At 75.4% G+C, this 22,797-nt stretch carries 20 protein-coding genes; 9 read left to right on the top strand and 11 right to left on the bottom strand.

Translation table 11 applies throughout. From position 1 onward, the window contains the following. Nucleotides 1–81: 81 nt before the first annotated feature. Nucleotides 82–1,119: an endonuclease/exonuclease/phosphatase family protein gene (locus tag V6D49_RS20825; RefSeq protein ID WP_340561854.1), complete on the bottom strand. Its 1,038-nt coding sequence runs from the start codon at nt 1,117–1,119 to the stop codon at nt 82–84. A gap of 413 nt (nt 1,120–1,532) precedes the next feature. Between V6D49_RS20825 and panB the strand changes: the two genes are divergently transcribed. From panB to V6D49_RS20810, 3 genes are all read left to right on the top strand, one after another. Then, nucleotides 1,533–2,396 carry a 3-methyl-2-oxobutanoate hydroxymethyltransferase gene (gene panB, locus V6D49_RS20820; protein ID WP_340561852.1) on the top strand — a complete coding sequence of 288 codons (864 nt, stop codon included), beginning with the start codon at nt 1,533–1,535 and terminating at the stop codon, nt 2,394–2,396. A 167-nt stretch (nt 2,397–2,563) separates the two neighbouring features. Beyond that, nucleotides 2,564–3,586 carry an ATP-binding cassette domain-containing protein gene (locus tag V6D49_RS20815; protein WP_340561850.1) on the top strand — a complete coding sequence of 341 codons (1,023 nt, stop codon included), beginning with the start codon at nt 2,564–2,566 and terminating at the stop codon, nt 3,584–3,586. Then, nucleotides 3,583–4,410 carry an ABC transporter permease gene (locus V6D49_RS20810; protein ID WP_340561848.1) on the top strand — a complete coding sequence of 276 codons (828 nt, stop codon included), beginning with the start codon at nt 3,583–3,585 and terminating at the stop codon, nt 4,408–4,410. The genes V6D49_RS20815 and V6D49_RS20810 overlap by 4 nt, the downstream gene beginning before the upstream one ends. Before the next feature lie 59 nt (nt 4,411–4,469). On the opposite strand, the gene V6D49_RS20805 is transcribed toward V6D49_RS20810, so the two are convergent. From V6D49_RS20805 to npdG, 4 genes are all read right to left on the bottom strand, one after another. Beyond that, a complete protein-coding gene (locus tag V6D49_RS20805; RefSeq protein WP_340561846.1) occupies nt 4,470–7,808 on the bottom strand; it encodes an AfsR/SARP family transcriptional regulator in 3,339 nt (1,112 codons plus the stop codon). An 84-nt stretch (nt 7,809–7,892) separates the two neighbouring features. Next, nucleotides 7,893–10,229, bottom strand: a complete 2,337-nt coding sequence (locus tag V6D49_RS20800; RefSeq protein ID WP_340561844.1) for a heavy metal translocating P-type ATPase — start codon at nt 10,227–10,229, stop codon at nt 7,893–7,895. A 134-nt stretch (nt 10,230–10,363) separates the two neighbouring features. Further along, the gene (locus tag V6D49_RS20795; RefSeq protein WP_445330567.1) at nt 10,364–10,585 is read right to left on the bottom strand and encodes a hypothetical protein; all 222 of its coding nucleotides are present in this window, start codon (nt 10,583–10,585) and stop codon (nt 10,364–10,366) included. Nucleotides 10,586–10,636: 51 nt separating this feature from the next. Continuing rightward, nucleotides 10,637–11,326, bottom strand: a complete 690-nt coding sequence (npdG, locus tag V6D49_RS20790; RefSeq protein WP_340561842.1) for an NADPH-dependent F420 reductase — start codon at nt 11,324–11,326, stop codon at nt 10,637–10,639. A gap of 105 nt (nt 11,327–11,431) precedes the next feature. On the opposite strand from npdG, the gene V6D49_RS20785 reads away from it, so the two are divergent. Further along, nucleotides 11,432–12,703: an MFS transporter gene (locus V6D49_RS20785; RefSeq protein ID WP_340561841.1), complete on the top strand. Its 1,272-nt coding sequence runs from the start codon at nt 11,432–11,434 to the stop codon at nt 12,701–12,703. Between the two features lie 12 nt (nt 12,704–12,715). On the opposite strand, the gene V6D49_RS20780 is transcribed toward V6D49_RS20785, so the two are convergent. Further along, nucleotides 12,716–12,985 carry a hypothetical protein gene (locus V6D49_RS20780; protein WP_340561840.1) on the bottom strand — a complete coding sequence of 90 codons (270 nt, stop codon included), beginning with the start codon at nt 12,983–12,985 and terminating at the stop codon, nt 12,716–12,718. Between the two features lie 74 nt (nt 12,986–13,059). Here V6D49_RS20780 and map point away from each other — a divergent pair, with 74 nt between their 5' ends. From map to V6D49_RS20765, 3 genes are all read left to right on the top strand, one after another. Continuing rightward, nucleotides 13,060–13,917, top strand: coding sequence for a type I methionyl aminopeptidase (gene map, locus V6D49_RS20775; protein ID WP_340561838.1), 858 nt, complete (start codon nt 13,060–13,062; stop codon nt 13,915–13,917). 104 nt (nt 13,918–14,021) lie between these two features. Further along, nucleotides 14,022–15,002 (top strand): hypothetical protein, encoded by a 981-nt coding sequence (locus V6D49_RS20770; protein ID WP_340561836.1) that lies wholly within the window; start codon nt 14,022–14,024, stop codon nt 15,000–15,002. Between the two features lie 228 nt (nt 15,003–15,230). After that, complete coding sequence (locus tag V6D49_RS20765) at nt 15,231–16,253, top strand: TerC family protein (RefSeq protein WP_340561835.1); 1,023 nt, start codon at nt 15,231–15,233, stop codon at nt 16,251–16,253. A gap of 12 nt (nt 16,254–16,265) precedes the next feature. Here V6D49_RS20765 and V6D49_RS20760 read toward each other — a convergent pair whose 3' ends face one another. Both V6D49_RS20760 and V6D49_RS20755 read right to left on the bottom strand, forming a co-directional pair. Further along, nucleotides 16,266–17,009, bottom strand: a complete 744-nt coding sequence (locus tag V6D49_RS20760) for a bifunctional DNA primase/polymerase (protein ID WP_340561833.1) — start codon at nt 17,007–17,009, stop codon at nt 16,266–16,268. Between the two features lie 118 nt (nt 17,010–17,127). Beyond that, nucleotides 17,128–17,739 carry a TetR/AcrR family transcriptional regulator gene (locus V6D49_RS20755; RefSeq protein WP_340561832.1) on the bottom strand — a complete coding sequence of 204 codons (612 nt, stop codon included), beginning with the start codon at nt 17,737–17,739 and terminating at the stop codon, nt 17,128–17,130. Nucleotides 17,740–17,892: 153 nt separating this feature from the next. Between V6D49_RS20755 and V6D49_RS20750 the strand changes: the two genes are divergently transcribed. Then, entirely contained in the window at nt 17,893–18,069 is a 177-nt protein-coding gene (locus V6D49_RS20750; RefSeq protein ID WP_340561830.1) for a DUF6243 family protein, read from the top strand. Nucleotides 18,070–18,154: 85 nt separating this feature from the next. Beyond that, on the top strand, nt 18,155–18,964 hold the full coding sequence (gene ddaH / locus V6D49_RS20745) for a dimethylargininase (protein WP_445330566.1): 810 nt from the start codon (nt 18,155–18,157) through the stop codon (nt 18,962–18,964). 103 nt (nt 18,965–19,067) lie between these two features. On the opposite strand, the gene V6D49_RS20740 is transcribed toward ddaH, so the two are convergent. The 3 genes from V6D49_RS20740 to V6D49_RS20730 all read right to left on the bottom strand — a co-directional run bounded on the left by V6D49_RS20740 (nt 19,068) and on the right by V6D49_RS20730 (nt 22,634). Next, the gene (locus V6D49_RS20740) at nt 19,068–20,063 is read right to left on the bottom strand and encodes a small ribosomal subunit Rsm22 family protein (protein WP_340561829.1); all 996 of its coding nucleotides are present in this window, start codon (nt 20,061–20,063) and stop codon (nt 19,068–19,070) included. A gap of 109 nt (nt 20,064–20,172) precedes the next feature. Continuing rightward, nucleotides 20,173–21,261 carry a serine hydrolase domain-containing protein gene (locus tag V6D49_RS20735; RefSeq protein WP_445330565.1) on the bottom strand — a complete coding sequence of 363 codons (1,089 nt, stop codon included), beginning with the start codon at nt 21,259–21,261 and terminating at the stop codon, nt 20,173–20,175. Continuing rightward, a complete protein-coding gene (locus V6D49_RS20730) occupies nt 21,234–22,634 on the bottom strand; it encodes a multidrug effflux MFS transporter (protein WP_340561828.1) in 1,401 nt (466 codons plus the stop codon). The genes V6D49_RS20735 and V6D49_RS20730 overlap by 28 nt, the downstream gene beginning before the upstream one ends. Nucleotides 22,635–22,797 lie beyond the last annotated feature (163 nt).

Raw genomic sequence — 22,797 nt, 5'->3', positions numbered from 1 at the left:
CAGGTTATGTTTACCGCCGAAACAAAGTCTCGCACGGCCGTGCCCCCACGACGAAATCCCCGGCCCGCGCCCCCGGCGTCCTCAGCCGGACAGGGTGAGCGACGCGGCCACCGGGAGGTGGTCGCTGCCGGTCGCGGGGAGGGTCCAGGACGAGACCGGCTCGAGCCCGCGCACCATGATCTGGTCGATCCGCGCCATCGGGAAGGACGCGGGCCAGGAGAAGCCGAAGCCGTCCCCGGCGGCCCCCTGGGTGGAGCGCATCTGCGCGGTGACCGAGGCCAGGGCCCGGTCGTTCATGGTGCCGTTGAGATCGCCGAGCAGGACGACGTCCGCCAGCGGCTCGTCGGCGATGGCCCGGCCCAGCTGGTCGGCCGCGTCGTCACGCTGCCCCGCCGTGAAACCGGCGTCGAGCTTCACCCGGACCGAGGGCAGGTGCGCCGCGAAGACCGCGACCGGCCCCTGCGGCGTGACCACCGTCGTCCGCAGGGCCCGCGTCCAGCCGATCTTGATGTCGACGGGTGCCGTGTCCCGCAGCGGGAACCTGCTCCACACGCCGATGGTGCCCAGCACCGCACGGTGCGGGTACTCCTCGGCGAGGGCCCGCTCGTACACCTCGGTCGAGCGCGTGGGCAGTTCCTCCAGCGCGACGACGTCCACCCCCGACTCCGCCAGCGCCTCCGCCGTGCCCGCCGGGTCCGCGTTGCCCGCGTCGACGTTGTGGGTGAGGACCGTGAGGTCACCGCCCTCGGCCGACTTGGTCGTCAGCAGCCCGCCGAACATCCCCGCCCACACCACGACGGGCACCAGCAGCGCGGCCAGCGCCGTCATCGAGCGCCGCAGCAGGGCGGCCACCAGCAGCACCGGGACGCCGAGGCCGAACCACGGCAGGAACGTCTCCACAAGGCTGCCCAGGTTGCCGACCGCGTTCGGCATCCGGGCGTGCAGGGCCATGGTGGCGCCCAGCAGCACGGCGAGGACGGCGAGGACGATGCCGCGACGCCAGATCCCGGGAGCGCGCCAGCCCCGGCCGGTGCGGCCGTCCGCGGCGCCGGGGCGTTCGGCGGTCGACTCCTCGTCGCCCGCGGCCGCGTCCGTGTGCACCGTGTACGCCCGTGCCATGCGTGTTCCTCACTGCCGGTGGTCCAGTCCCGCTCGTGCCCCCCTGGTCATCGAAGCACGAACCCGCGGCGGGCACGCCCCTCCCAGGGGAACTCCCGTACGGTCGGGCGCGGCCGACCGTACTGCGGGAAGGACGATCCCGTACATCCCCTCAGTTCCGCTTCCTGCCAGGTGAAGCGGCTCACGCCGTGCCACCGGCGGGCTCCGGGACGGGACGCGGCGGCTGCGTTCAGCGGCTCTCGGGCGCGCCGCGACGGCCCTGCGGCGTACTGGGCGCGGCGCCGGGGCCGTCCGGGACCCGGTGTGACGCGGCCCCGCTCCCCTTCCCCCGGAGCCGCCGGAGGTGCCACCATGGACAGCGATCCGGAGACGCCGTCAGGGCGCTTCGAGACGACACACCAGGAGCCCATGCCATGACGCATGCCCACACGGCTGCCGACAGCAGCCAGGCCGTGAAGAGTCTGTACGGTACGGCCCAGAACCGGCGCATCACCGTCCGCGACCTCGCCGCAGCCAAGGAGCGCGGCGAGAAGTGGGCGATGCTCACCGCCTACGACGCGGTGACCGCCTCCGTCTTCGACGAGTCGGGCATCCCCGTCCTCCTCGTGGGGGACTCGGCGGGGAACTGCCACCTCGGCTACGACACCACGGTCCCGGTCACGCTGGACCAGATGGCGATGCTCTCCGCCGCCGTCGTGCGCGGCACGCGCCGCGCCCTGGTCGTCGGCGACCTGCCCTTCGGCTCGTACCAGGAGGGCCCGACCCAGGCGCTGCGCAGCGCGACCCGGCTCGTCAAGGACGCCGGCGTCGGCGCGGTGAAGCTGGAGGGCGGCGAGCGCTCGCTGGCGCAGACGGAGCTGCTGGTCTCCGCCGGCATCCCCGTCATGTCGCACCTGGGGCTGACCCCGCAGTCCGTGAACACCATGGGCTACCGGGTGCAGGGCCGGGGCGACGAGGACGCGCACCGGCTGCTGCGGGACGCCAAGGCCGCGCAGGACGCCGGCGCCTTCGCCGTCGTCCTGGAGATGGTCCCGGCCGAGCTGGCCGCCGAGGTGACCCGCTCCCTGCACATCCCCACCATCGGCATCGGCGCCGGTGGCGCCTGCGACGCCCAGGTGCTGGTGTGGACGGACATGGCGGGCCTCACCGGCGGCCGGGTGCCGCGCTTCGTCAAGCAGTACGCGCAACTGCGCGCGGCCCTCGGTGACGCCGCGAAGGCGTTCGCCGACGACGTCGCGGGCGGCGCCTTCCCGCAGGAGGAGCACACCTTCCACTGACTTCTCCCGGCACACCGCGCGGCCCGTCGGCCCGGCCCCTCCCCCAGCCCCGCCGACGGGCCGTGGCGTGCCCGGGCCCGCCCGCTGTCGGCGGTCCGTCGGTGGTGCGTCGGTAGCGCCGGGAGGATGTCGGCGGCCCGTCGGCGGGGGCTGGCACCGTCGTCGGCATGACGCGCACAACGAACGGAAGCGACCTCGCCGTGGACGTCCACGGCCTGGTCAAGCACTTCGGTCAGACCCGGGCCCTGGACGGGGTGGACCTGGCGGTGGCGGAGGGCACGGTGCACGGCGTGCTCGGGCCGAACGGCGCGGGCAAGACGACCCTCGTCCGCTGCCTGGCCACCCTGCTCGTGCCGGACGCCGGCCGCGCGAGCGTCGCCGGACTCGACGTCCTCCGGCAGCCGGCGTCGCTGCGCCGGGCGATCGGGCTGACCGGGCAGTACGCCTCGGTGGACGAGAAGATCTCCGGCTGGGAGAACCTCTACCTCATCGGCCGGCTCCTGGACCTCTCCCGCGCGGACGCCCGGGCCCGCGCCGACGCGCTGCTGGAACGGTTCTCCCTGACGGAGGCCGCCCACCGCCCGCCCCGCACCTACTCGGGCGGCATGCGGCGCCGCCTGGACCTGGCGGCCTCCATGATCGGCCGCCCCCGGGTCCTCTTCCTGGACGAGCCGACCACCGGGCTCGACCCGCGCACCCGCAACGAGGTGTGGGACGAGGTCCGCCGGCTGACCCGCGAGGGCACGACCGTCCTGCTCACCACCCAGTACATGGAGGAGGCCGAGCAACTGGCCCGCGCGCTGACCGTCGTCGACCGGGGCAGGGTCATCGCCGAGGGCACGGTGGACGGCCTCAAGGCCCGGGTCGGCGGGCGCACCCTGGAGGTCCGTCCCGGCGACCCCGGCGAGCTCCACCGGCTGCTCGGCGCCCTCGCCCAGTCCCGGGCCGCCGGCCCGACCGCGCCCCGCGCCGACGTGGCCGAGGGCGTGGTGCACGTGCCCGTCGTGAGCGACGCGCACCTGACCGACGTGGTCCGGCTGCTGGCCGAGCGCGGCTTCGCGCTGGCTGGCGTCGGCACCCACCTGCCCAGCCTGGACGAGGTGTTCCTCGCCCTCACCGGCGAGCGGACCGCACCCGCCGACGCCCCCGCCGACACCACCGCACCCGCCACCGAGGAGGCCGCCGCATGACCACCGCGACCGCGACCCGCTCCCCCGCCTCCGCCGTCGACGTGGGTGCCCCCACCCCGCGCGACCACCTGCGACACGTCGGCGCCCTCGTGCGCCGGCAGGCCCTCCAGGCCAAGGGCGACCCGCAGTCGATGATGGACGCCCTGCTCATGCCCATCGTCTTCACGCTGCTGTTCGTCTACGTCTTCGGCGGTGCGATCGGGGCCGACGGCGACCGGGACCGGTACACCGACTACCTGATGCCCGGCATGATGGCGATGACCAGCATCGGGATCGCCATGGCCGTCGGCACCGGCCTCAACGAGGACCTGCGCACCGGCGTGATGGACCGGTTCCGCGCCCTGCCCATCGCCCGCTCCTCGGTGCTGGTCGCGAAGGTCGTCGTCGAACTGGGGCGCATGCTCGTGGCGTTCGCCGTGCTCCTGCTGGTGGGACTCGCCGTCGGCCTGGACGTCGACGGCCGCTGGGCCGAGCTGGGCGCGGCCGTCGCGCTGACGGCGCTGTTCGGCACCTCGCTGCTGTGGATCTTCATGCTCCTCGGGCTGCTGCTGAAGAGCGCGCAGGCCATCCAGGGCGCCTCGTTCCTGGCGCTGATGCCCCTGCAGTTCGGGTCGTCGATCTTCGTACCGGTCGAGACGATGCCGGGCTGGCTGGAGGCGTTCGCCTCCGTCAACCCGCTCTCCCACGCCGCCGACGCCGCACGTGGGCTGATGATCGGTCAGGGACCGGTGGCGCAGCCGGTGCTGTGGACGCTCGTCTGGGCCGTGGGGCTCACCGCCGTGACGGCCCCGCTGGCCGTGCGCGCCTTCCGCCGCCGCACCTGAGCGCCCGCGCTTCCGGCGGCCCCGCCCGCCCCGGCCGGTTCACGCCCGCCGGGGCGGCTTCACCGCCGGGGGCCGCCGCACAGCGGGGCGACGTCGGCGGGGGCGAGACGGGCACCGTCGGTGTGGGCGCGGGCGTACGCGGCGTCCCCGAGCACCGGGCGGACGGCGGCCTCGGCGCGTTCCCGGCAGTCCCGTACGTTGCGCGTGCCCGCGCCGAGGGGCAGGTCGCGGGCGTCGAAGGCGCCCAGCACCCGGGCGGCGTCCTCGGCCCGGCCGACCCCGGCCAGCGCCTCGGCGGCGGTGGCCAGCTGGGTCGTCGTCAGGTGCGGGGCGACCAACTGGGTGACGCGGTCCTCGGCGGTGCGGGCGAGGGCGTCCCGCAGCAGGACGAGGGCCTGCCCGTGCGCTCCCTCCAGCACGTGCAGCCAGGCCGCCATCCCGTCGAGCATGCCCCGGAACATCGGGGGCGCGCCCTCGTGGAAGCGGGTCCGCAGGACGCGCACCTGGTCGTGGGCCTCGCTCGTCCTGCCGTGCCGCCCGTGCCACATGGTCAGCAGGACCCGCACGTAGACGACGACGTCCTCGCTCTGGCCCTGGCCCTCGCGCAGCGCCTCCCGCAGGATGTGGCCGACCAGCTCCGGGTCCTCGTCGGCCTCCAGGTGGACGCCCGCGAGCCGGGCGCGCAGGAGGGGCACCTCGCTGTGGGCGCCCAGTTCCTCCGCGAGGGCGACGGCCGCCTCGTAGTTCCCGGCCGCCGAGGCGCGGTCGCCGCGGCGCTCGTCGATCTCCCCGTGGCCGGAGAGGGCCTGCGCGACGCCCCACGCGTCCTGCAGCCGGGTGAAGATCGCGAGGGCCTCCGCGGCGTCGCGGGCCGCCTGCTCCAGGGCCGGGGGACGTTCCAGGGCGAAGCGGGTGCGCATGTGCAGCGCGAACGCCAGGTCCCACTCCTCCCCGCCGGCCCGGGCGGCGTCGACCGTGGCGTCCAGGGCGCGGAAGAGCAGCTCGCCCTCGCTCAGGAGGATCAGCGCGTACAGCCAGGCGTAGCCGGGCGGGTGGCAGGTCTGCGGCAGGCCGGGCCGGTAGACGCGGATGACCTCGCGCAGCCGGTCCTGGTAGACGGGGTCGGACACGAGGTCCATGTCGGGTTCGCCGCTGCACAGCTGGAGGAGCCACGCGCCGCGCCGGGCCTCGGCGAGCCGGTCGGGCGGCAGGGGCGGGGGGACGGCCGTGGCCCGCCCCGGCACCGGCACGGCCGGTTCGGCGGGGGGCGCGAACGGGTCGGGGAAGAGCGCGCAGACCTCTCGGGACCAGGTGGTGACGTCGCCGCTGTGGCCGCGCAGGGCCCAGAACCACTGCATCGAGTGCAGGAGGCTGAGCGCCTCGTGCTCCTCCGCCGCCTCGACGGCCCGGCGCAGGGCGGTGCGGAGGTTGTCGTGGTCGCGCTCCAGCCGCTCCAGGTGCGCCCGCTGGCCCGGTCCGCGCAGCAACGGCTCGGTGGTGCGGGCGAGTTCGCGGTACGCCGTGAGGTGGCGCCGCCGGGTGGCTTCCCGCTCCCCCGCCTCGTCCAGCCGCTCGGCGGCGTACTCGGCGACCGTCTCCAGCAGCCGGTACCGCATCCCGTCCGGCGTGGTGTCCGCGACGACCAGCGACTTGTCGACGAGGGAGCCGAGGAGCGGGACGACGTCGCGGGCGGCCACGCCCGCCCCCGCGCACACCTCCTCGGCCTGCTCAGGAGCGCAGCCGCCCGAGCAGACGGCGAGGCGGCGCAGGACGGCGCGCTCGGCCTCGTCCAGCAGGTCCCACGACCAGTCCACGACGGCGCGCAGCGTCTGCTGCCGGGGCAGGGCCGTGCGGCTGCCGCCGGTCAGCAGCCGGAACCGGTCCCCCAGCCGCTCCACGAGCTGGCGCGGGGTGAGGGAGCGCAGCCGGGCCGCCGCCAGTTCGATGGCCAGCGGCAACCCGTCCAGCCTGCGGCACAGGTCGGCGCAAGGCCCCGGGTCCTCGGCGGTGGAGAAGCCGGCGCGCGTCGCCGCGCCCCGGTCCTGGAGCAGGCGCAGAGCCATGGCCTGCGGCAGCGGGTCGACGACGACCACCGACTCGCCGCCCACCCCCAGCGGCTCCCGGCTCGTGGCCAGCACCGTGACGTGCGGGCAGGAGAGGGCCAGCCGCTCGGCCAGCCGGGCGGCGGCGTCGATCACGTGCTCGCAGTTGTCCAGCAGCAGGAGCATGCGGCGCGGCGCGCAGTGCTCGGCGAGCCGGTCGAGCGGGTCGGCTGCGGGCCCCCCGGCGCGGGTGGCCGCGCGCAGGCTCTCGGACGTCCCGAGCACCGTCTCGCGCCCGCCGAGTGCGGTGAGCACGGCCTCCGGCACCGTCGCCGGGTCGCGGACGGAGGCCAGCTCCGCGAGCCGGACGCCGTCGGGGTAGTGGTCGGCCAGGGCGTCGGCCGCCTCCTGGGCCAGCCGGGTCTTGCCGCAGCCGCCGGTGCCCAGCAGGGTCACCAGGCGGTGGCGGGGCAGTGCGGCGCGCAGGGCGGCCAGCTCCTCCTCGCGGCCGACGAACGAGGTCAGCCGGGGGCGCAGGCTCCCCGGCGGGAACGCCGAGGGGGCGGACGGCGGGGCGGATGGCTCGGGATGCGGGGCGGTGGGCGGGGCGGTCGTCCGGGTGAGGAGTTCGGCGTGCAGGGCCCGCAGCCCGGGGCCCGGGTCGGTCCCCAGCCGCGCGGCCAGCCGGGCGCGGACGCTCTCGTAGGCGGCCAGAGCCTCCGCCGGACGCCCGGCGTCCCGCAGCGCCCGCAGCCGCAGCAGCTGGGCGCGTTCGTCGAGGGGGTGCTCCGCGCACAGCTGCGCCAGCTCCGGCAGCGCCTGCGCGGCCCCGCCCGTCGCCAGGACGGCCTCGGCACGCGCCCGGCGCGCCTCCGTCCGACGGGCCTCGGCGCGGCGGGCCGCCGGGTCGACGCCCGCCGGGTCGGCCGCGTCGGGCAGGTCGGCCAGGGCGGGGCCGCGCCACAGCGCCAGCGCCTCGTCCAGCACGGGCACGGCGGCGGCCGGACGGCCGGCGTCCAGCGCGGCGATCCCCTGGGCGGTCAGCCGTTCGAAGCGGTGGAGGTCGACGTCGTCGGGGCGGGCGTCCAGGCGGTATCCGCCGTCCGCCAGCTCGACGGCGTCCCGGCCGAGTGTCCGGCGCAACCGTCCGACCAGGGCCTGCAGCGCGGCCTGCGGGTCGGCCGGGGCGTCACCTTCGGGCCACACCGCGCCGGTGAGCGCCGGCAGCCCGACGACGTGCCCGGGGCGGACGGCCAGCGCCGTCAGCAGCGCCCGCAGCCGGGCCCCGCCCACCGCGACGGCGGACCCGTCGTCCCGCTCGACCCGTACCGCGCCCAGAACCCCGTACCGATACACGGCGCCATTGTCCCCTCCGGGGCGCGGCCCCGCGCACGCCGGGGCTGATCGCGGACGCGCGGCGCCGGGGGGCGGTGCGCTCTCTCAGGGAGCGAGGGAGAAGTAGTTCTCCTCTTCCTGGGTGAAGTGCAGGCGCAGGACGGTGTTGAGGCCGTAGAGGCAGGAGCGCAGGTCGTCGAGCTGCTCGGGAGCCGGACCGTCGCCCCTGGGGGCCATGCGGAGGTGGGTCGCGATGCGCCGGGAGAGGCGTTCGATCTCGACGTGGGCGCGGCTCATGGTGGCGGTGGCTTCGGGGCCGCCGAGAGCGGGCGCGAGGGCCGGGTAGAGCTCGTGCTCCTCGGCGCGCTCGTGGGGCAGGAGGCGTTCCGTGAGAAGTCGGTGGGCCTCCTCCACGGCGGCGAGCGCGCCGGGCCCCGGTGTGTCCGAAAGACGGTCGGCGGCATCGCGTACGGCGTCCAGGACGTCCCGGAGATCGTCGTGTTCGGCGGAGAAGCGGTGGATGAGGGCCTCGGCGGTGGGAGTGAGGCGGGGCCGAACGGCCCGGTCGACGCGCAAGGCGCGCAGGGCGTTGAGGATCACGGCGACGTCGATGGCCTCCTGCAACAGGGCTCCGGCGGCCGGCGGGAGCAGGCCGGCGGCGGCCGCGGCCATGGCCGCCAGGGACATCACCATGCCGCCGAGGGCGCTTTGGACCGCGATCCGGCGGGCCCGCTGGGCGAGGGTGACGGCGTCGGCGAGCCGGTCCACACGGTCGGTGGTCAGCACGATGTCGGCGGCCTCGGAGGAGGCGGTGGAGCCGCGGGCCCCCATGGCGACGCCGATGTCGGCGGCGGCGAGGGCGGGTGCGTCGTTGACGCCGTCACCGACCATCACGGTGGTGGCGCGTCGGCGTTCCGCACGCACGGCGGCGACCTTGTCGGCCGGGCTGAGTTCGGCGCGCACGTCGTCGAGACCGAGGACAGCGGCCACCTCACGGGCCGGCGCCGCGCGGTCACCGGTGAGGACCAGCAGCCGGTCGATGCCCGCCGACCGCAGGTGGCGCAGCGTGCGCGGCGCGTCGTGGCGCAACGGGTCGCGCAGCAGGACGGCACCGGACAGGCCGCCGTCCACGGTCAGCCAGGCGACGGCCGCGCCGTCGAGGAGGGCGCGGTTGTCGACGGCCCCGGCCCACGCGGGACGCGGGGCAGCGGCGTCGAGGCGGCCGATCGAAACGTGGTGTCCCTCCACGGTGCCGAAGGCACCCCGGCCGGGACGCTCGGTGACACCGGAGGCCGTCGAAAGCGTGAGGCCGCGGTCACGGGCGGTCTCGACGATGGCCTGGGCCAGCACGTGGGGCGAGTACTGGTCGAGCGAGGCCGCGAGGCGCAGCACCTCGGCGGGTTTGACGCCGGGGGCGGCCGTGACGTCGAGGACGCGGGGGCGCCCGCGGGTCAGGGTGCCGGTCTTGTCGAGCAGAAGCGTGCGGGCGCGGCCCAGGTTCTCCAGCGCCCCGCCGTCGCGGATGACCACGCCGAGGCGGGAGGCCCGGTTGAGCCCGGAGACGATGGCGACCGGAGCGGCCAGCAGCAACGGGCACGGGGTGGCCACCACGAGGACGGCCACGGCTCGGACGGCGGAGCCACTGATCCACCAGGCGAGTCCGGCCACCGCGAGGGACAGGGGAAGGAACCAGGCGGCGTACCGGTCGGCCAGCCGGACGACCGGAGCGGACTCGGCCCCGGCCTGCTGGGCCAGCCGCACGATCCCGGCATAGGTGCTGTCCTGTTCGGTGGCCGTGGCGCGCAGCTCGAAGGCACCGCCCGCGTTCACCACCCCGCTGCGCACGCCTTCCCCCTGCCCGCGCTCGACCTGGAGGGGCTCCCCGGTGAGCACCGACTCGTCAAGGACTGCGGCGGCGCGCTCGACCCGACCGTCCACGGGGACCACCTCGCCGGGGCCCACGACGAGCAGGTCCCCGACAGCCACCCGGTCCAGCGGCACGGTGGTCACCCCGGTGGCGTCGAGGCGACGGGCCGATCGCGGTGCGTGTTCCAGCAGGGCTCGCAGGTCGTGGGAGGCGCGGCGCCGGGCCGCCGCCTCCAGCGTGCGGCCGGTGGCGAGCATGAGCGCGATGAGGGCACCGGCCAGGTATTCGCCCACGGCCAGCGTGCCGCCGAGGGCCAGTACCGCGATGAGGTCCACGCCCGCGCGTCCGTGCCGCAGCGCGGCGATCACCCATCCCACAGCGGGCGCGACGGCGCTGACGGTACCCAGGATCCAGAACGCGTCCGCGAGGGGGCCGGCCCCCGCCAGCCAGGCGATGCCACCGGCCGTCAGTGCCACCGCCGTGACGGCCAGGAGGGCGGCCTCGGCCCGAGGGAGGACGACGAGGTGGGCGGCCGCCCTACGCCCTAGGGCCACCAGGGGTTCGATGGGGTTCATGGCGTACCTCGGGAAGTCCGGCGTGACGCCCGTGGGAACGGTTCCCCTCCATCACAACGCGGCGCACGTCCCTACGCCACGGGAGCGACGGCCTGCTCCACCGCGGACCGCCCTCGGTGTGGGGCCCGGAGGCGTCACGACGCCCCTCGGTCCCCACTCGCTGCCGCCTCGCGGTCCATGCAGGCCTTGCGCCAGTAGAAGTAGGCCATGTTGGAGGAGACGCCGGCCATCAGGAGCCACACCACCCCGAGGAAGCTCCCGTTGACGAACGACAGCACCGCGGCCACCGTGGTGAGCACACAGACGAGCACGGCGTACAGGGCGATGCGGGGCATGGGGTGGGGCTCCAGGTTCACGCGGTCGGTCTTGCGCCTACGGCCCCCATTGTCCCCCATGCCCCCACGGCGTCAGATGTCGGTGAGGCGCAGACCCGCGTGGGCCTTGTAGCGGCGGTTGACGGAGATCAGGTTCGCCACCAGGGACTCGACCTGGTGGGCGTTGCGCAGCCGGCCGGCGAAGACGCCGCGCATGCCGGGGACGCGGCCGGCCAGGGCCTGCACGATCTCGCAGTCCGCGCGGACCTCGCCGAGCACCATGACGTCGGTCTCGATGCGCTCGATCGCCGGGTCCTTGAGCAGCACGGCCGACAGGTGGTGGAACGCGGCCGTCACCCGGGAGTCCGGCAGCAGCGCGGCGGCCTGCTCGGCGGCGCTGCCCTCCTCGGGCACGAGCGCGTAGGCACCCTTCTTGTCGAATCCCAGCGGGTTGACGCAGTCCACGACGAGCTTGCCGGCCAGCTCCTCGCGCAGGCTCTCCAGGGTCGCCGCGTGGCCGTCCCAGGGGACGGCGACGATCACCACGTCACCGCGCCGGGCGCACTCGGCGTTGTCGGCGCCCTCGACGCCGTGCCCGAGCTCCTCGGCCGCGCTGCGGGCGCGGTCGGCCGAGCGCGAGCCGAGCACCACCTTCTGGCCGGCCTTCGCCAGCCGGTAGGCCAGGCCGCGTCCTTGGTCGCCGGTGCCCCCGAGCACGCCGACGGTGAGCCCGCTGACGTCCGGGAGGTCCCACGGGTCCTTCTTGGGTGCAGGTGCAGTCATGCCCCGATCCTGCCAGGCCCGGCGCGACGGAACGGCGCCCCCCGGCGCCCGCCGGGCCGTAATCCGGTTGCCGGACGCCCGCGCCGGGCCCGAGCATGACTGGTCGTGCCCGCCCTCCTGCCCGACCTCGCCCCCTGGCGCACGTCGCCCGACTTCCGGGCCCTGTGGTGGGCCGGGGCCGTCGCCACCCTGGGCCGGGGCTTCACCGCCGTCACCCTGCCCTTCCAGCTCGCCCAGCTCACCGGCTCACCCCTGGCCGTCGGCCTGATCGGCGTCGTCCAGCTCGTGCCGCTCGCCCTGTTCGGGCTGGTCGGCGGCGCGCTGGCCGACGCCGTCGACCAGCGGCGGCTCGTCCTGTGGGCGGAGGCGGGGCTGGCCTGCGTGGCGGGCCTGCTCGTCGTCAACGCGGTGCTGCCCGTGCCGCTGGTGTGGCCGCTGTACGCGGCGGCGGCGCTCTCCAGCGCGCTCACCGGCCTCCAGCAGCCCGCCATGAGCGCGCTGGTGCCCCGCGTCGTCGCGCACGGCCAGCTGTCGGCCGCCGCCGCGTGGAGCGCGCTGCGCTGGCAGCTCGGGGCGGTCCTCGGACCGTCGCTGGCCGGGCTGGTCGTGGCGGGGGCGGACGTCGGCACGGCCTACGCGGTGAACCTGCTGGGCTGCGGCCTCGCCCTGCTCCTGGCCCGGCGGCTGTCGCCGTCCCCGGCGCGGCCGGGCGCCCGGCGGGTGTCGCCGCGCGGCATCGCCGAGGGCGCGGGCTACGCGTGGCGGCGCAAGGAACTGCTCGGCAGCTACCTCGTCGACCTCGCCGTGACGTTCTTCGCCTTCCCGATGGCGCTCTTCCCGTTCCTGGCCGAGGACCTCGGGGCGACGTGGGCCCTCGGGCTGATGTACGCGGCCCTCCCGGCCGGCTCGGCCGTCGTCAGCCTGACCAGCGGCTGGACGGCGCGGGTGCACCGGCACGGGCGCGCGGTGGTCTGGGCGGCACTGGGCACGGGGGCCGCCACCGCCGGAGCCGGCTGGGCGGCGGGCTCCGGTCAGCTGTGGCCGGTCCTGCTGCTGCTCGCCGTCGCGGGGGGCTTCGACATGGTCAGCGGCGTCTTCCGGCACACGCTGTGGGACCAGTCCGTCCCGGACGCGCTGCGCGGGCGGCTGGCGGGCATCGAGCTGCTGTCGTACGCCGGGGGCCCGCAGCTCGGGCAGGTGCGGGCGGGCACGATGGCGGACCTGACCTCGGTGCGCGCCTCGGTGTGGGCGGGCGGGCTGCTGTGCGTCGGGGCGGTGGGCCTGCTCGTGCTGTGCCTGCCGAGGCTGCTCGCCTACGACGCCAGGACCGACCGGTACGCCCGGGCCGTCCGGGAGGAGCGGGACGCGGGGACGTGACGGCCGGTGGCGTCAGCGGCCGGGCCGGCCGTCGGGGGCTGCGCCGTCGTCGGGGCGGTCCTCGGGACGGTCGTCGGGGTCGTCGTTCCAGGCGGGGTCGGTGCGCCACTCCTCGTTCCGCTCCCGCGCCGTGTCCATCGCGTGGGCGGCCTCCTCCCGGCTGGGATAGGGGCCGAAGCGGTCGGCGGCGCCGCACTGCGGGCCTTCCTCGACGGTGCCGTGCCTGAGGCAGTAGTACCACTCGCCCGGTTTGCCCGGGGTCCTGCGCTTGAAGAGAGCCATACCGGCATGCTGCCCCACCCGCGCCCACCCCACCACGTCGGTCGCTCCCGGACGAAACCTCTAGACTCGCCCCCATGTCCAGCCAGTCTCTGCTCGTTCCCGGCACCCTGTCCCCGAGGCGTACTGTTCCGGCCTCCATCGCGCGCCCCGAGTACGTGGGCAAGGAGGCGCCGACGCCGTACACCGGGCCGGAGGTGCAGGACTCCGAAACGATCGAGCGCATGCGGGTGGCCGGACGCATCGCGGCGGGCGCCCTGGAGGCGGCGGCGGAGCACATCGCGCCGGGCGTCACCACGGACGCGCTGGACGAGGTCGTGCACACCTACCTGTGCGACCACGGGGCCTACCCCTCGACGCTGGGCTACCGCGCCTTCCCCAAGTCGCTGTGCACCTCGGTCAACGAGGTCATCTGCCACGGCATCCCCGACTCGACCGTGCTGCGCGACGGCGACATCGTCAACCTGGACGTGACCGCGTACATCGGGGGGGTCCACGGCGACAACAACCGGACCTACCTGTGCGGAGAGGTCGACGAGGTCTCGCGGCTCCTGGTCGAACGTACCGAGGAGGCGCTGAACCGGGCGATCAAGGCGGTCCGTCCGGGTCGGCAGATCAACATCATCGGCCGCGTCATCGAGGCCTACGCCCAGCGGTTCGGCTACGGCGTCGTGCGCGACTTCACCGGCCACGGCATCAACAGCGCGTTCCACTCCGGGCTGATCATCCCGCACTACGACGATCCCCGGGCGACGACCGTGATGCAGCCCGGCATGACGTTCACCATCGAGCCGATGCTGACGCTCGGCACCCACGAGTGGGACATGTGGGAGGACGGCTGGACGGTCGTCACCAAGGACCGCAGGCGCACCGCGCAGTTCGAGCACACCCTCGTCGTGACGCCGACGGGCGCGGAGATCCTGACGCTGCCCTGAGCCGGGGCGTCACCGAAGGGCCGCCCCCGCCCGGCGCGGGAGCGGGGACGGGTAGGGTGCCGCCTTGCGGCGGACGGAACCGGGGTCTCGGGGAGGGCACGGGCATGAGGGCGTGGGTGCGTGCGGCGGCGGTCACGGCCGCGCTGGCGGGCATGGTGGCGGGGCTGACCGGCTGCATGACGGTCCACGGCGAGACGGCCGTCGTCGCGGCGACGACGGAGGCCGAGGCCGGGAAGGCGCTGGAGCGCTACGTCAGGGTGACGAACGAGGCGCGCGCCGCCTTCGACGCCGACCTGGCCGCCACCGTCCAGAACGGCTCCCTCGGCGACATGGAGCGGGCCTCGCTGACCGCGCGGAAGGCCGTGAGCCCCGAGGGCGACACGGAGTTCGACCCACTGGAGCTGGGCGAGCCCGAGTTCCACATCCCCCGACAGGCGGGCTGGCCGAAGTACTTCCTGGCCTCCGCCCCCGGGCAGGTCGGTGACACCGAGGCGCACTGGCTGGTCATGTTCTCCCGCGACGGGGTCGACGCCGACTGGAAGGCGTCCTACCTGACGGTGCTGGACCCGAAGGACGTCCCGGCCTTCGCGGAGGACGAGGAGGGCTACGCCGAGCCGCTGCGCGCGGACGCGGAGGACGACCTGTTCGTGCCCCCCGCCGACCTGGGCGAGAAGTACACGGACTTCCTGCGGACCGGCGAGGGCGAGGTCTTCGCCCCGGGTCCGTCGACCACCGAGCGGCGCGAGACGCGGGCCGAGGCGGCCAACCGTCCGGCCGCCCGCAACGAGTGGGACGACAGCCCCGCCGACCCCGAGCGGTACCCGGTGATGGGCCTGTACACCGAGGACGGCGGCGCGGTGGCGTTCTTCACCGTGCACCAGCACACCAGGCAGACGGTGGCCGACGGCTACACGCCGACCGTCGACCCGCTGGTGAAGCCGCTGCTCAAGGGCGAGGCCGAGCGGTCGCTCACGCAGGCCTACCTCTACCAGCAGCTCGTCACCGTGCCTGAGGCGCCGGACCCCGGCGCGCGCGTCGACTTCCTGGGCCAGCGTTCCGCCCTGGTCTCCGCCGAGGGCGCCTGAGCCCCACCGCTGCGGCCGCGTCCCGATGACCGCGTCCCGATGACCGCGTCCCGGTGACCGGCCGCGCGTTCGGGGCCCGTCCACCGGCTCGACCGAACGACCCCTCCGTACCGGCGCGGCGGGCGGGAACACCGGCCCCCGGGCCCGCACCGCCGCGAGCCCGCTTGGCGTCGCCGCACCGGGGGTACCAGGATCAGCGTCCCACTCATCGGACGACAGGGAGGATCGGTGCCGGACATCAGCGCACTCACCTGGACGGTCACCATCGGCCTGATCCTGGTGCTTCTCGCGGTGGACCTGACCCTGGCGGCGGCGCGCCCGCACCGGGTCCGCTTCGGCGAGGCCACCGCGTGGTCGGTGTTCTACATCCTGGTCGCCGTGGCCTTCGGGGTCTGGTTCACCGTGCGGTACGGCGGCGACTTCGGCACCGAGTACTTCGCCGGGTACATCGTCGAGAAGAGCCTGTCGGTCGACAACCTGTTCGTCTTCGTCATCATCATGACGACCTTCGCCGTGCCGGAGGAGCACCAGCACAAGGTGCTCACCTTCGGCATCGTGCTGGCCCTCGCCATGCGGGCGGTCTTCATCGCGCTCGGCGCGACCCTGCTGGCGCTGTTCTCGTTCATGTTCCTGCTGTTCGGCCTGTTGCTGATCTACACGGCCGTCCAGTTGTTCCGGCACCGGAACGAGGACCCGGACGTCGACGACAACGTCATGGTGAAGGCCGCCCGCCGGTTCCTGCCCATCACCCCCGACTACGTGGGCGGCCGGCTCACCACACGCGTCGACGGGCGCCGGATGGTCACCCCGCTGTTCATCGTCCTGCTCGCCATCGGCAGCATCGACCTGCTCTTCGCGCTCGACTCCATCCCGGCGGTGTTCGGCGTCACGCAGGAGCCCTACATCGTCTTCGCCGCGAACGCCTTCGCCCTGCTCGGCCTGCGGGCCCTGTTCTTCCTCGTCAAGGGGCTGCTGGACCGGCTGGTCTACCTCTCGGCCGGGCTGGCCCTGATCCTCGCCTTCATCGGCGTCAAGCTCATCCTGCACTGGGCGCACGTGGACCTCAGCGAGAGCGTCCCCGAGATCTCCACCCCGGTCAGCCTCACCGTGATCGGCGTCGTGCTGACGGTCGTGACCGTGGCGAGCCTGCTCAAGACCCGGCGCGACCCGACGGCCAAGGCGCACGCCGGTTCGCTGCGCGCCCATCCTCCGAAGGCCGCCGCGTCCGACCGGGAGGACGGCGCCCGCTGACGGCGGCGCCGGTCAGCGGGCGGGCCAGGCGGCGGAGCCGTGGAAGTCCGGATGGTCCTGGGCGGCTGCGGAGCCGGCGTAGGCGGCGCACGCGTCGGTCAGGGCCTCCAGCAGCGACAGCGGGTCGGGCAGCGGGCGCTCCGGTGCCCGCACCCACGCGACCTCCGGCCGGTGGACGCCGGGCAGCCGGGCCGGGGGGACGAGGACGTAGCTGCCCTGGCAGTGCCAGCGCAGGCCGGGGTGCTCGTCCATCGTCTCCGGGTGGCAGTCCAGCTCGCAGGGCCACCACTCGTCCTCGTCGTCGGGGGTGCGGGTGGTGGTGAAGAAGAGCAGCCGCTCCTCACCGAGGACGGCCACCGGCCCCGTCTCCACACCCTCGCTCTCCAGCCGTTCCAGGGCGGCGAGACCGGGCTCGTAGGGCACGTCGAGCACGTCGTGGACGATCCCGGTGGCCGTGATGAAGTTGGCCTCCGGGCGGCTGCGGGCCCAGCGCAGGACGGTGTCCGGGTCGCTGCTCGCCTGCGTCCGCCAGGCGAAGGACAGCGGGTGCCGGGCGGGGGTGGGACAGCCGATGCGCTCGCAGGAGCAGCCGTACCCCTCGGGGTGGGCGGCCAGGGCGAGCGGGAATCCGGCGGCGGCGGCCGCGAGCAGCAGGTCCTCCCGGGCCCGTGCCTCCTGTTCCGCCCGCGTGACGGCGTTGCGCGCCCGGCGCCGCAGCCACCAGGAGACCCTGCCTTCCCGGCCTTCCCGTTCCATCCGCTCTCCCTCGCTGCCCGGGGCGCCCGCATCGCGTCCTGATGGCCCGCTGAATCCTCCGAGGATACGGAACGTGGGGCCATGTCCGGGAATCCGGCCCGGTGACCCCTCGACGCGGTCAGGAGTCGCGGGGCCGCAGACCGGCCAGGACGGTGTCGACCAGGGCGTCGGTGAACGCGTGGGTGAGGCCGCCGGAGCGGGAGAGCCAGCGGGCGAAGAAGGGACCGGTCAGCAGCTCGACGGCGACGTCGAGGTCGATGCCGGGGGCGATCTGGCCGGCCTCCCGGGCGGAGCGCAGCCGCTCCCGGTAGGCCGCGAGCCCGGGCTCGTTGAGGCGCTCGGTGAACTGCCGGGAGAGGTCCGGGTCCAGGGCGCCGGCCACGGCCAGAGCCCGGTAGGGCGCCTCGAAGGCGGGGTCGTTGAACTCGTCGACGGTCGCGCGCAGGACGAGCTTGAGGTCGGCGGCGAGGTCCCCGGTGTCGGGCAGGCCCGCCGCGTACTCCGGGTCCTCGGTGCGGGCGGTGAAGGCGTCGAGCAGGACGGCGGCCTTGGAGGGCCACCAGCGGTAGATGGTCTGCTTGCCGACGCCGGCCCGGGCGGCGATGGCCTCGATGGTCAGCTTGTGGTAGCCGACCTCGCCGACGAGGGCGAGGCTGGCGTCGAGGATGGCGCGCCGGGACCGTTCGCTGCGGCGGCCGGCGTCGGGGGTGCGGGCGGGTGTCCGGGGCATGGAGGCACGGTAGCAGTCCGAAGACGAGACGAACCGTCTTGACGAGACGAACCGTCTCGTTACATGGTGGAGGTGTCGCCGCATCCGGCCCCTCCCCGGGCCGAGCGGCGCGGCCACGCGGCGACGAACGCACCCGAAGGAAGGAGTCGCCCCATGAGCTCGGCACGCGGCAAGGACCTGCTCGGCGTCGGAGGCCGCCGGAACCACCTGTCCCGCAAGGCGCTCTCGGGCGCCGGAGGCGAAGGCGCAGGCGCCGGACGGGGCGGTCCTCAGGACGTCATGGCCGCCCGGCGGGAGCTGGTGCGCAAACTGCGGGAGGGGCGCGGGTAAATCATCCGGAAGGATCAATGCGTTCTCGTTCCCCACGGTGGACCATGTGGTCACCAGTCCACGGCGACCCCGTGAGGAGCTCCCTTTGTACGCAGCCCGGCGCTACCTGATGTGCCCACCGGCACACTTCCGTGTCACGTACTCCATCAACCCCTGGATGGACCCCGGCAAGCCCGTGGACCTCCCGCTCGCCGTCGCGCAGTGGGAGGTCCTGCGGGACCGCTACCGGGCCCTCGGCCACACCGTCGAGGAACTGGCTCCCGACCCGGGGCTGCCCGACATGGTGTACGCCGCCAACGGCGCCACCGTCGTCGACGGACGGGTGCTCGGCGCCCGGTTCGCCCACCCCGAGCGGGTGGCGGAGGCCGCCGCCCACCGCGCGTGGTACCGGGCCCACGGGTTCGCGGAGATCCGCGAGCCGGACCACGTCAACGAGGGCGAGGGCGACTTCGCCGTGACGGCCTCCTGGCTGCTGGCCGGGCGCGGGTTCCGCAGCAGCCCGCTGTCCCACCCGGAGGCGCAGGAGTTCTTCGGCCGCCCGGTCATCGGTCTCGACCTCGTCGACCCGCGCTACTACCACCTGGACACCGCGCTGTGCGTGCTGGACGACGGCTCCGACAGCGAGGTGATGTACTACCCGCCCGCGTTCTCGCCCGGCAGCCGGGCCGTCCTCGCGGGGCTCTTCCCCGACGCGATCCTGGCCTCGGAGGCCGACGCGCTCGCCCTGGGCCTCAACGCGGTGAGCGACGGCCACCACGTCCTGCTGCCCCAGGCCGCCACCGGGCTCTTCGAGCCGCTGCGCGAGCGCGGCTACGAGCCCGTCCCCGTCGACCTGACGGAGCTGCTCAAGGGCGGCGGCAGCGTCAAGTGCTGCACGGCCGAACTGCGGGCGTGACGCGCGTGGAACCGCCGCCGGCCTGACGGCGGCACCGCGTCCCCACCCCGCCGGGGGCCCGGCGCGCCCCGTCGTGCGCCGAGCCCCCGGTGCCACGCGCGGCTCAGTCCGGCCGGGAGGGCCAGGAATCGCCCCAGTCGGTGTCGCGCGCCTCCCGGTAGGCGTCGCGGTGGCGCTTGGTGACCGTGGCGCGCGTCAGCTCCCCCTCGGGCGTACAGAGGTCCAGCAGGACCTGGCCCTTGCGGATCTGCGGCCTGCGGACGACGCGGGACGCCACCGCGTCCCCCGGCGGCGCGTCCCCCGGCGGCGCGAGCTCCGGCCGGACGGCGGCCACGTAGCTGTACTTCTCGTCCTCGTAGGGCAGCGTGCCGCCCTTCACCCTGCGGTGCAGCGACGACCGGCTGACACGGGCGGCGAAGTGGCACCAGTCGCGACCGGGCACGATGGGGCACTCGGCGTCGTGCGGGCAGGGCGCGAGCACCCGCAGCCCGGCCGCGAGGAGGTCGTCGCGGGCGGCGCGGATGCGCAGGTAGCCCTCCGGGGTGCCCGGCTCCACGAGGACGACCGCCCGTCCCGAGCGGGCCGCCGCCGCGACGACGTCGGCCCGGTCCGCCTCCGTCAGCTCCCCCAGGACGTACGAGACGGTGACGAGGTCAGCCTGCGGCAGCTCCTCCCCGCCCGCCAGCCGGGCCTGCCGCCAGCTCACGCCCGGCAGCGCGGCGCGGGCCAGCTCCGCGCCGAGGGCCAGGGCCGGTTCGGCCCAGTCCAGCACCGTGCTCGCGCAGCCCTGCGGCCACGTCCCGGCGACGGCCCAGGTCGCGGCGCCCGTCCCGCCGCCCAGGTCGGTGTGGGTGGCCGGGGACCACCCCGGCAGCCGGGCGGCCAGCGCCGCGAGCGCCGCCGAGGCGGCGCCGTAGGTCGCGGGCATCCGGTAGGCGGCGTAGGCGGCGGCGTCGGCGGCGTTCCGCAGGACGGGGGCGTGGGTCTGGGTGGCGCCCCGGTAGCTGGCGATCAGCCGGTCGACGGCCGCCGTGGCCTGCCGGGGCGGCAGGCCGTCCAGGAGGGCGTCCAGGGCGGCGCGGAGGTTCTGCTCGTGCACGGTGCCAGGGTAGGCCGGACGGGCGGCGGGGGGGCGCACCGGTCGCCGCCGTCCGCACACCGCCGCGCACGCACCGCCGCCCGCGCGCACCGACGCCGTCGGTTCCGGGTCACCGCACCGCGCGGGCCAGGTGGGTGGCGGCGACGGCGCGGGGCGTGCTGTCCGGGCGCGCCGGCCGGAGCGGGTGGACGGTCGTCGCGAGGAGGACGAGGAAGGTGTCCGTCGCCCGGTCCAGCACCAGGCTCGTGCCGGTGAAGCCGGTGTGTCCGGCCGCTCCCCGCCCGGCCAGCTCGCCCATGAACCAGGGCTGGTCGACGGCGAACCCGAGGCCGGGCGCGTCCAGCAGCAGGGCCACCGACTCCGGCGCGAGCAGCCGGACGCCACCCAGCGTGCCCCCGGCCAGCAGGGCGCGGCACAGCACCGCGAGGTCGCGGGCGGTGGCGAAGAGGCCGGCGTGCCCGGCGACGCCGCCGAGCGCGTGGGCGTTCTCGTCGTGGACGACGCCGCGCAGCAGCCCCCGGTCGGCCTTGGCCACCGGCCGCCGCTGGTCCTCGGTGGCGGCGGCTCCGGGGACCGGCCCGTACCGCAGGCTGCGCAATCCGAGCGGGCCGCTGACGTGCTCGCGGACGAGCGCGTCGAGGGGCCGGCCGGTGGTGCGTTCCAGCACGGCCTGGAGGGCGAGCAGGTTGAGGTCGGAGTAGCGGGGGCCGGTGGTGGTGGGCGGCTCCGCCCACAGCAGCTCCAGCCCGTGGCCGTCGTGGAAGGGCAGCTCGGGGCGCAGGCCCGAGGTGTGGGTGAGGAGCTGCCGCACGGTGATGCGGTCCTTCCCCGCCGCGCCGAACTCGGGGACGTGGGCGGCCACGGGGTCGTCGAGGCCGAAGGCGCCGCGCTCCATCGACCGCGCGGCGACGACGGCGGTGACGAGCTTGGTGAGGGAGGCCAGGTCGAACGGGGTGTCCACGCGGGCGGGCACCGGGGCGGCGGCCGGCGTCCCGGCGGCGTCCCAGCGCAGGGCCCACCCCGTCGCGTGCTCCACGGCGAGGTACGGGCCGCGCCCCGCCGCCACCACGGCCGCCCCGCACCAGCCACGGGAGGGCAGGGCGTCCACGTGGCGGACCAGGGCGGCCAGTTCACCGGCGTCCAGCCCGGCCTGCCGCGCGGAGCCGGGCGTCAGCCCCTGCGGCGCCACGGGCGGCACATCCCCACGAAACCGGCGGTGGCCAGGGCCAGGGCCACCACCTGCACGACGGCCATCGGCACCGCCGTGTGCTCCCCCGCGATGCCGACGAGCGGCGAGGCGACGGCGCCGACGAGGAACGGCGTCGTGCCCAGCAGGGCGGAGGCGGAGCCCGCCGCGTGCCCGGCCCGCATGAGCCCCTGCGAGTTGGCGTTGGGCAGGACGAGGCCCATGCCGGACATCAGCACGAACAGCCCCGCCGCGACCCCGGTCAGCCCCGGCTCGCCGAACACCCCGGACGTCATCAGCAGCAGGGCGACGGCGGCCGCGCCGGTGATGCCGAGCCCGAGGAGCAGGACCCGGTCCAGGTCGCAGCGGCCCACGAGGACCTTGCCGTTGAGCTGACCGAGCGAGATCAGGCCGATCGAGTTCACCATGAACAGCAGGCTGAACGTCTGCGGGGACGCCCCGTAGATCTCCTGGACGACGAACGGCGAGGCCGCGATGTAGGCGAACAGCGCGGCGAAGCCCAGCGAACCGGCGATGAGGTAGCCCACGAACGCGCGGTCGGCCAGCAGCCCGCGCATGGCGCGCAGCGCGGTGGGCAGGCCGCCGCGGTGCCGGTCGGCGGGGGCCAGCGTCTCGGGGAGGTACCGCGCCGTGACGAGGGTCAGCACCAGGCCGACGGCGGCCAGGGCGACGAAGGTGCCGCGCCAGTCGGTGACCCGCAGCAGTTGGCCACCGAGGACGGGGGCCAGGATGGGGGCGGCGCCGGAGATCAGCATGAGGGTGGAGAAGAACCGGGCCATGGCCAGGCCGTCGAACAGGTCCCGGACGACGGCGCGGGCGATGACGATGCCGGCCGCGCCGGTGAGGCCCTGCACCAGCCGGAAGACGGTGAGCATCTCGACGCCCGACGCGAGGGCGCAGGCGGCGCTCGCGGCGACGTAGCAGGCCATGCCGACCAGCAGGGGCCTGCGGCGCCCGAACTGGTCGCTCATCGGGCCGACGACGATCTGGCCGAGGGCCAGGCCCAGCAGGCAGGTGGTCAGGGTCAGCTGGGCCTGGGCGGCCTCGGTGCCCAGGGCGTCGGCCACCTGCGGGAGCGCCGGCAGGTAGAGGTCCATGGTGAGGGCGGGCAGGGCGGTGAGGCTGCCGAGGACCAGGGTGAGCAGCAGCCCCGCCCGCTGGGCGCGGGTGAGCTGCGGCTCCTTGGAGGTGGTGCCGCCGCCGGCGCGCGCGGCGGTCGGAGCGGCCTGCGCGGGGACGGCCTGCGCGGGGAGGACGGGCCGCCCGGAGGCGTCCGTCGCGGAGGTGGCGGGAGGGACGGAGGGGGTCGTCGCGGGGGCGACGGACGGCGGGGCGGCCGGACTGCACGGGCCGGGGTCGGACATGCACCTCTCCAGGTTTTGTTGACGGCGCACACATTCTCCCAGGCGCACCGCCCCGACCCCAGCCGTCCGAGGCATGCGACCGATCACACCGGATCGGCCGTCCCGTTCCCCCGGCCATCCCGGTCACCCCGGCGCGCGCGGGGTGACCGGGATGAGCGCCGAA

Source organism: Streptomyces sp. GSL17-111 (genome assembly GCF_037911585.1).
Taxonomy (GTDB): domain Bacteria; phylum Actinomycetota; class Actinomycetes; order Streptomycetales; family Streptomycetaceae; genus Streptomyces.
Note: the sequence above shows the minus strand (reverse complement) of the source record. Positions and strands in the feature narration are given on the sequence as shown.

What these genes read in the sequence shown, in the direction of transcription:
- V6D49_RS20815 (WP_340561850.1), top strand. Translation starts at nt 2,564, where the DNA reads ATGACGCGCACAACGAACGGAAGCGACCTCGCCGTGGACGTCCACGGC.
- V6D49_RS20760 (WP_340561833.1), bottom strand. Translation starts at nt 17,009, where the DNA reads ATGGAACGGGAAGGCCGGGAAGGCAGGGTCTCCTGGTGGCTGCGGCGC.
- map (WP_340561838.1), top strand. Translation starts at nt 13,060, where the DNA reads ATGTCCAGCCAGTCTCTGCTCGTTCCCGGCACCCTGTCCCCGAGGCGT.
- V6D49_RS20800 (WP_340561844.1), bottom strand. Translation starts at nt 10,229, where the DNA reads ATGAACCCCATCGAACCCCTGGTGGCCCTAGGGCGTAGGGCGGCCGCC.
- npdG (WP_340561842.1), bottom strand. Translation starts at nt 11,326, where the DNA reads ATGACTGCACCTGCACCCAAGAAGGACCCGTGGGACCTCCCGGACGTC.
- V6D49_RS20780 (WP_340561840.1), bottom strand. Translation starts at nt 12,985, where the DNA reads ATGGCTCTCTTCAAGCGCAGGACCCCGGGCAAACCGGGCGAGTGGTAC.
- V6D49_RS20770 (WP_340561836.1), top strand. Translation starts at nt 14,022, where the DNA reads ATGAGGGCGTGGGTGCGTGCGGCGGCGGTCACGGCCGCGCTGGCGGGC.
- V6D49_RS20825 (WP_340561854.1), bottom strand. Translation starts at nt 1,119, where the DNA reads ATGGCACGGGCGTACACGGTGCACACGGACGCGGCCGCGGGCGACGAG.
- V6D49_RS20750 (WP_340561830.1), top strand. Translation starts at nt 17,893, where the DNA reads ATGAGCTCGGCACGCGGCAAGGACCTGCTCGGCGTCGGAGGCCGCCGG.
- panB (WP_340561852.1), top strand. Translation starts at nt 1,533, where the DNA reads ATGACGCATGCCCACACGGCTGCCGACAGCAGCCAGGCCGTGAAGAGT.
- V6D49_RS20810 (WP_340561848.1), top strand. Translation starts at nt 3,583, where the DNA reads ATGACCACCGCGACCGCGACCCGCTCCCCCGCCTCCGCCGTCGACGTG.
- V6D49_RS20730 (WP_340561828.1), bottom strand. Translation starts at nt 22,634, where the DNA reads ATGTCCGACCCCGGCCCGTGCAGTCCGGCCGCCCCGCCGTCCGTCGCC.
- V6D49_RS20755 (WP_340561832.1), bottom strand. Translation starts at nt 17,739, where the DNA reads ATGCCCCGGACACCCGCCCGCACCCCCGACGCCGGCCGCCGCAGCGAA.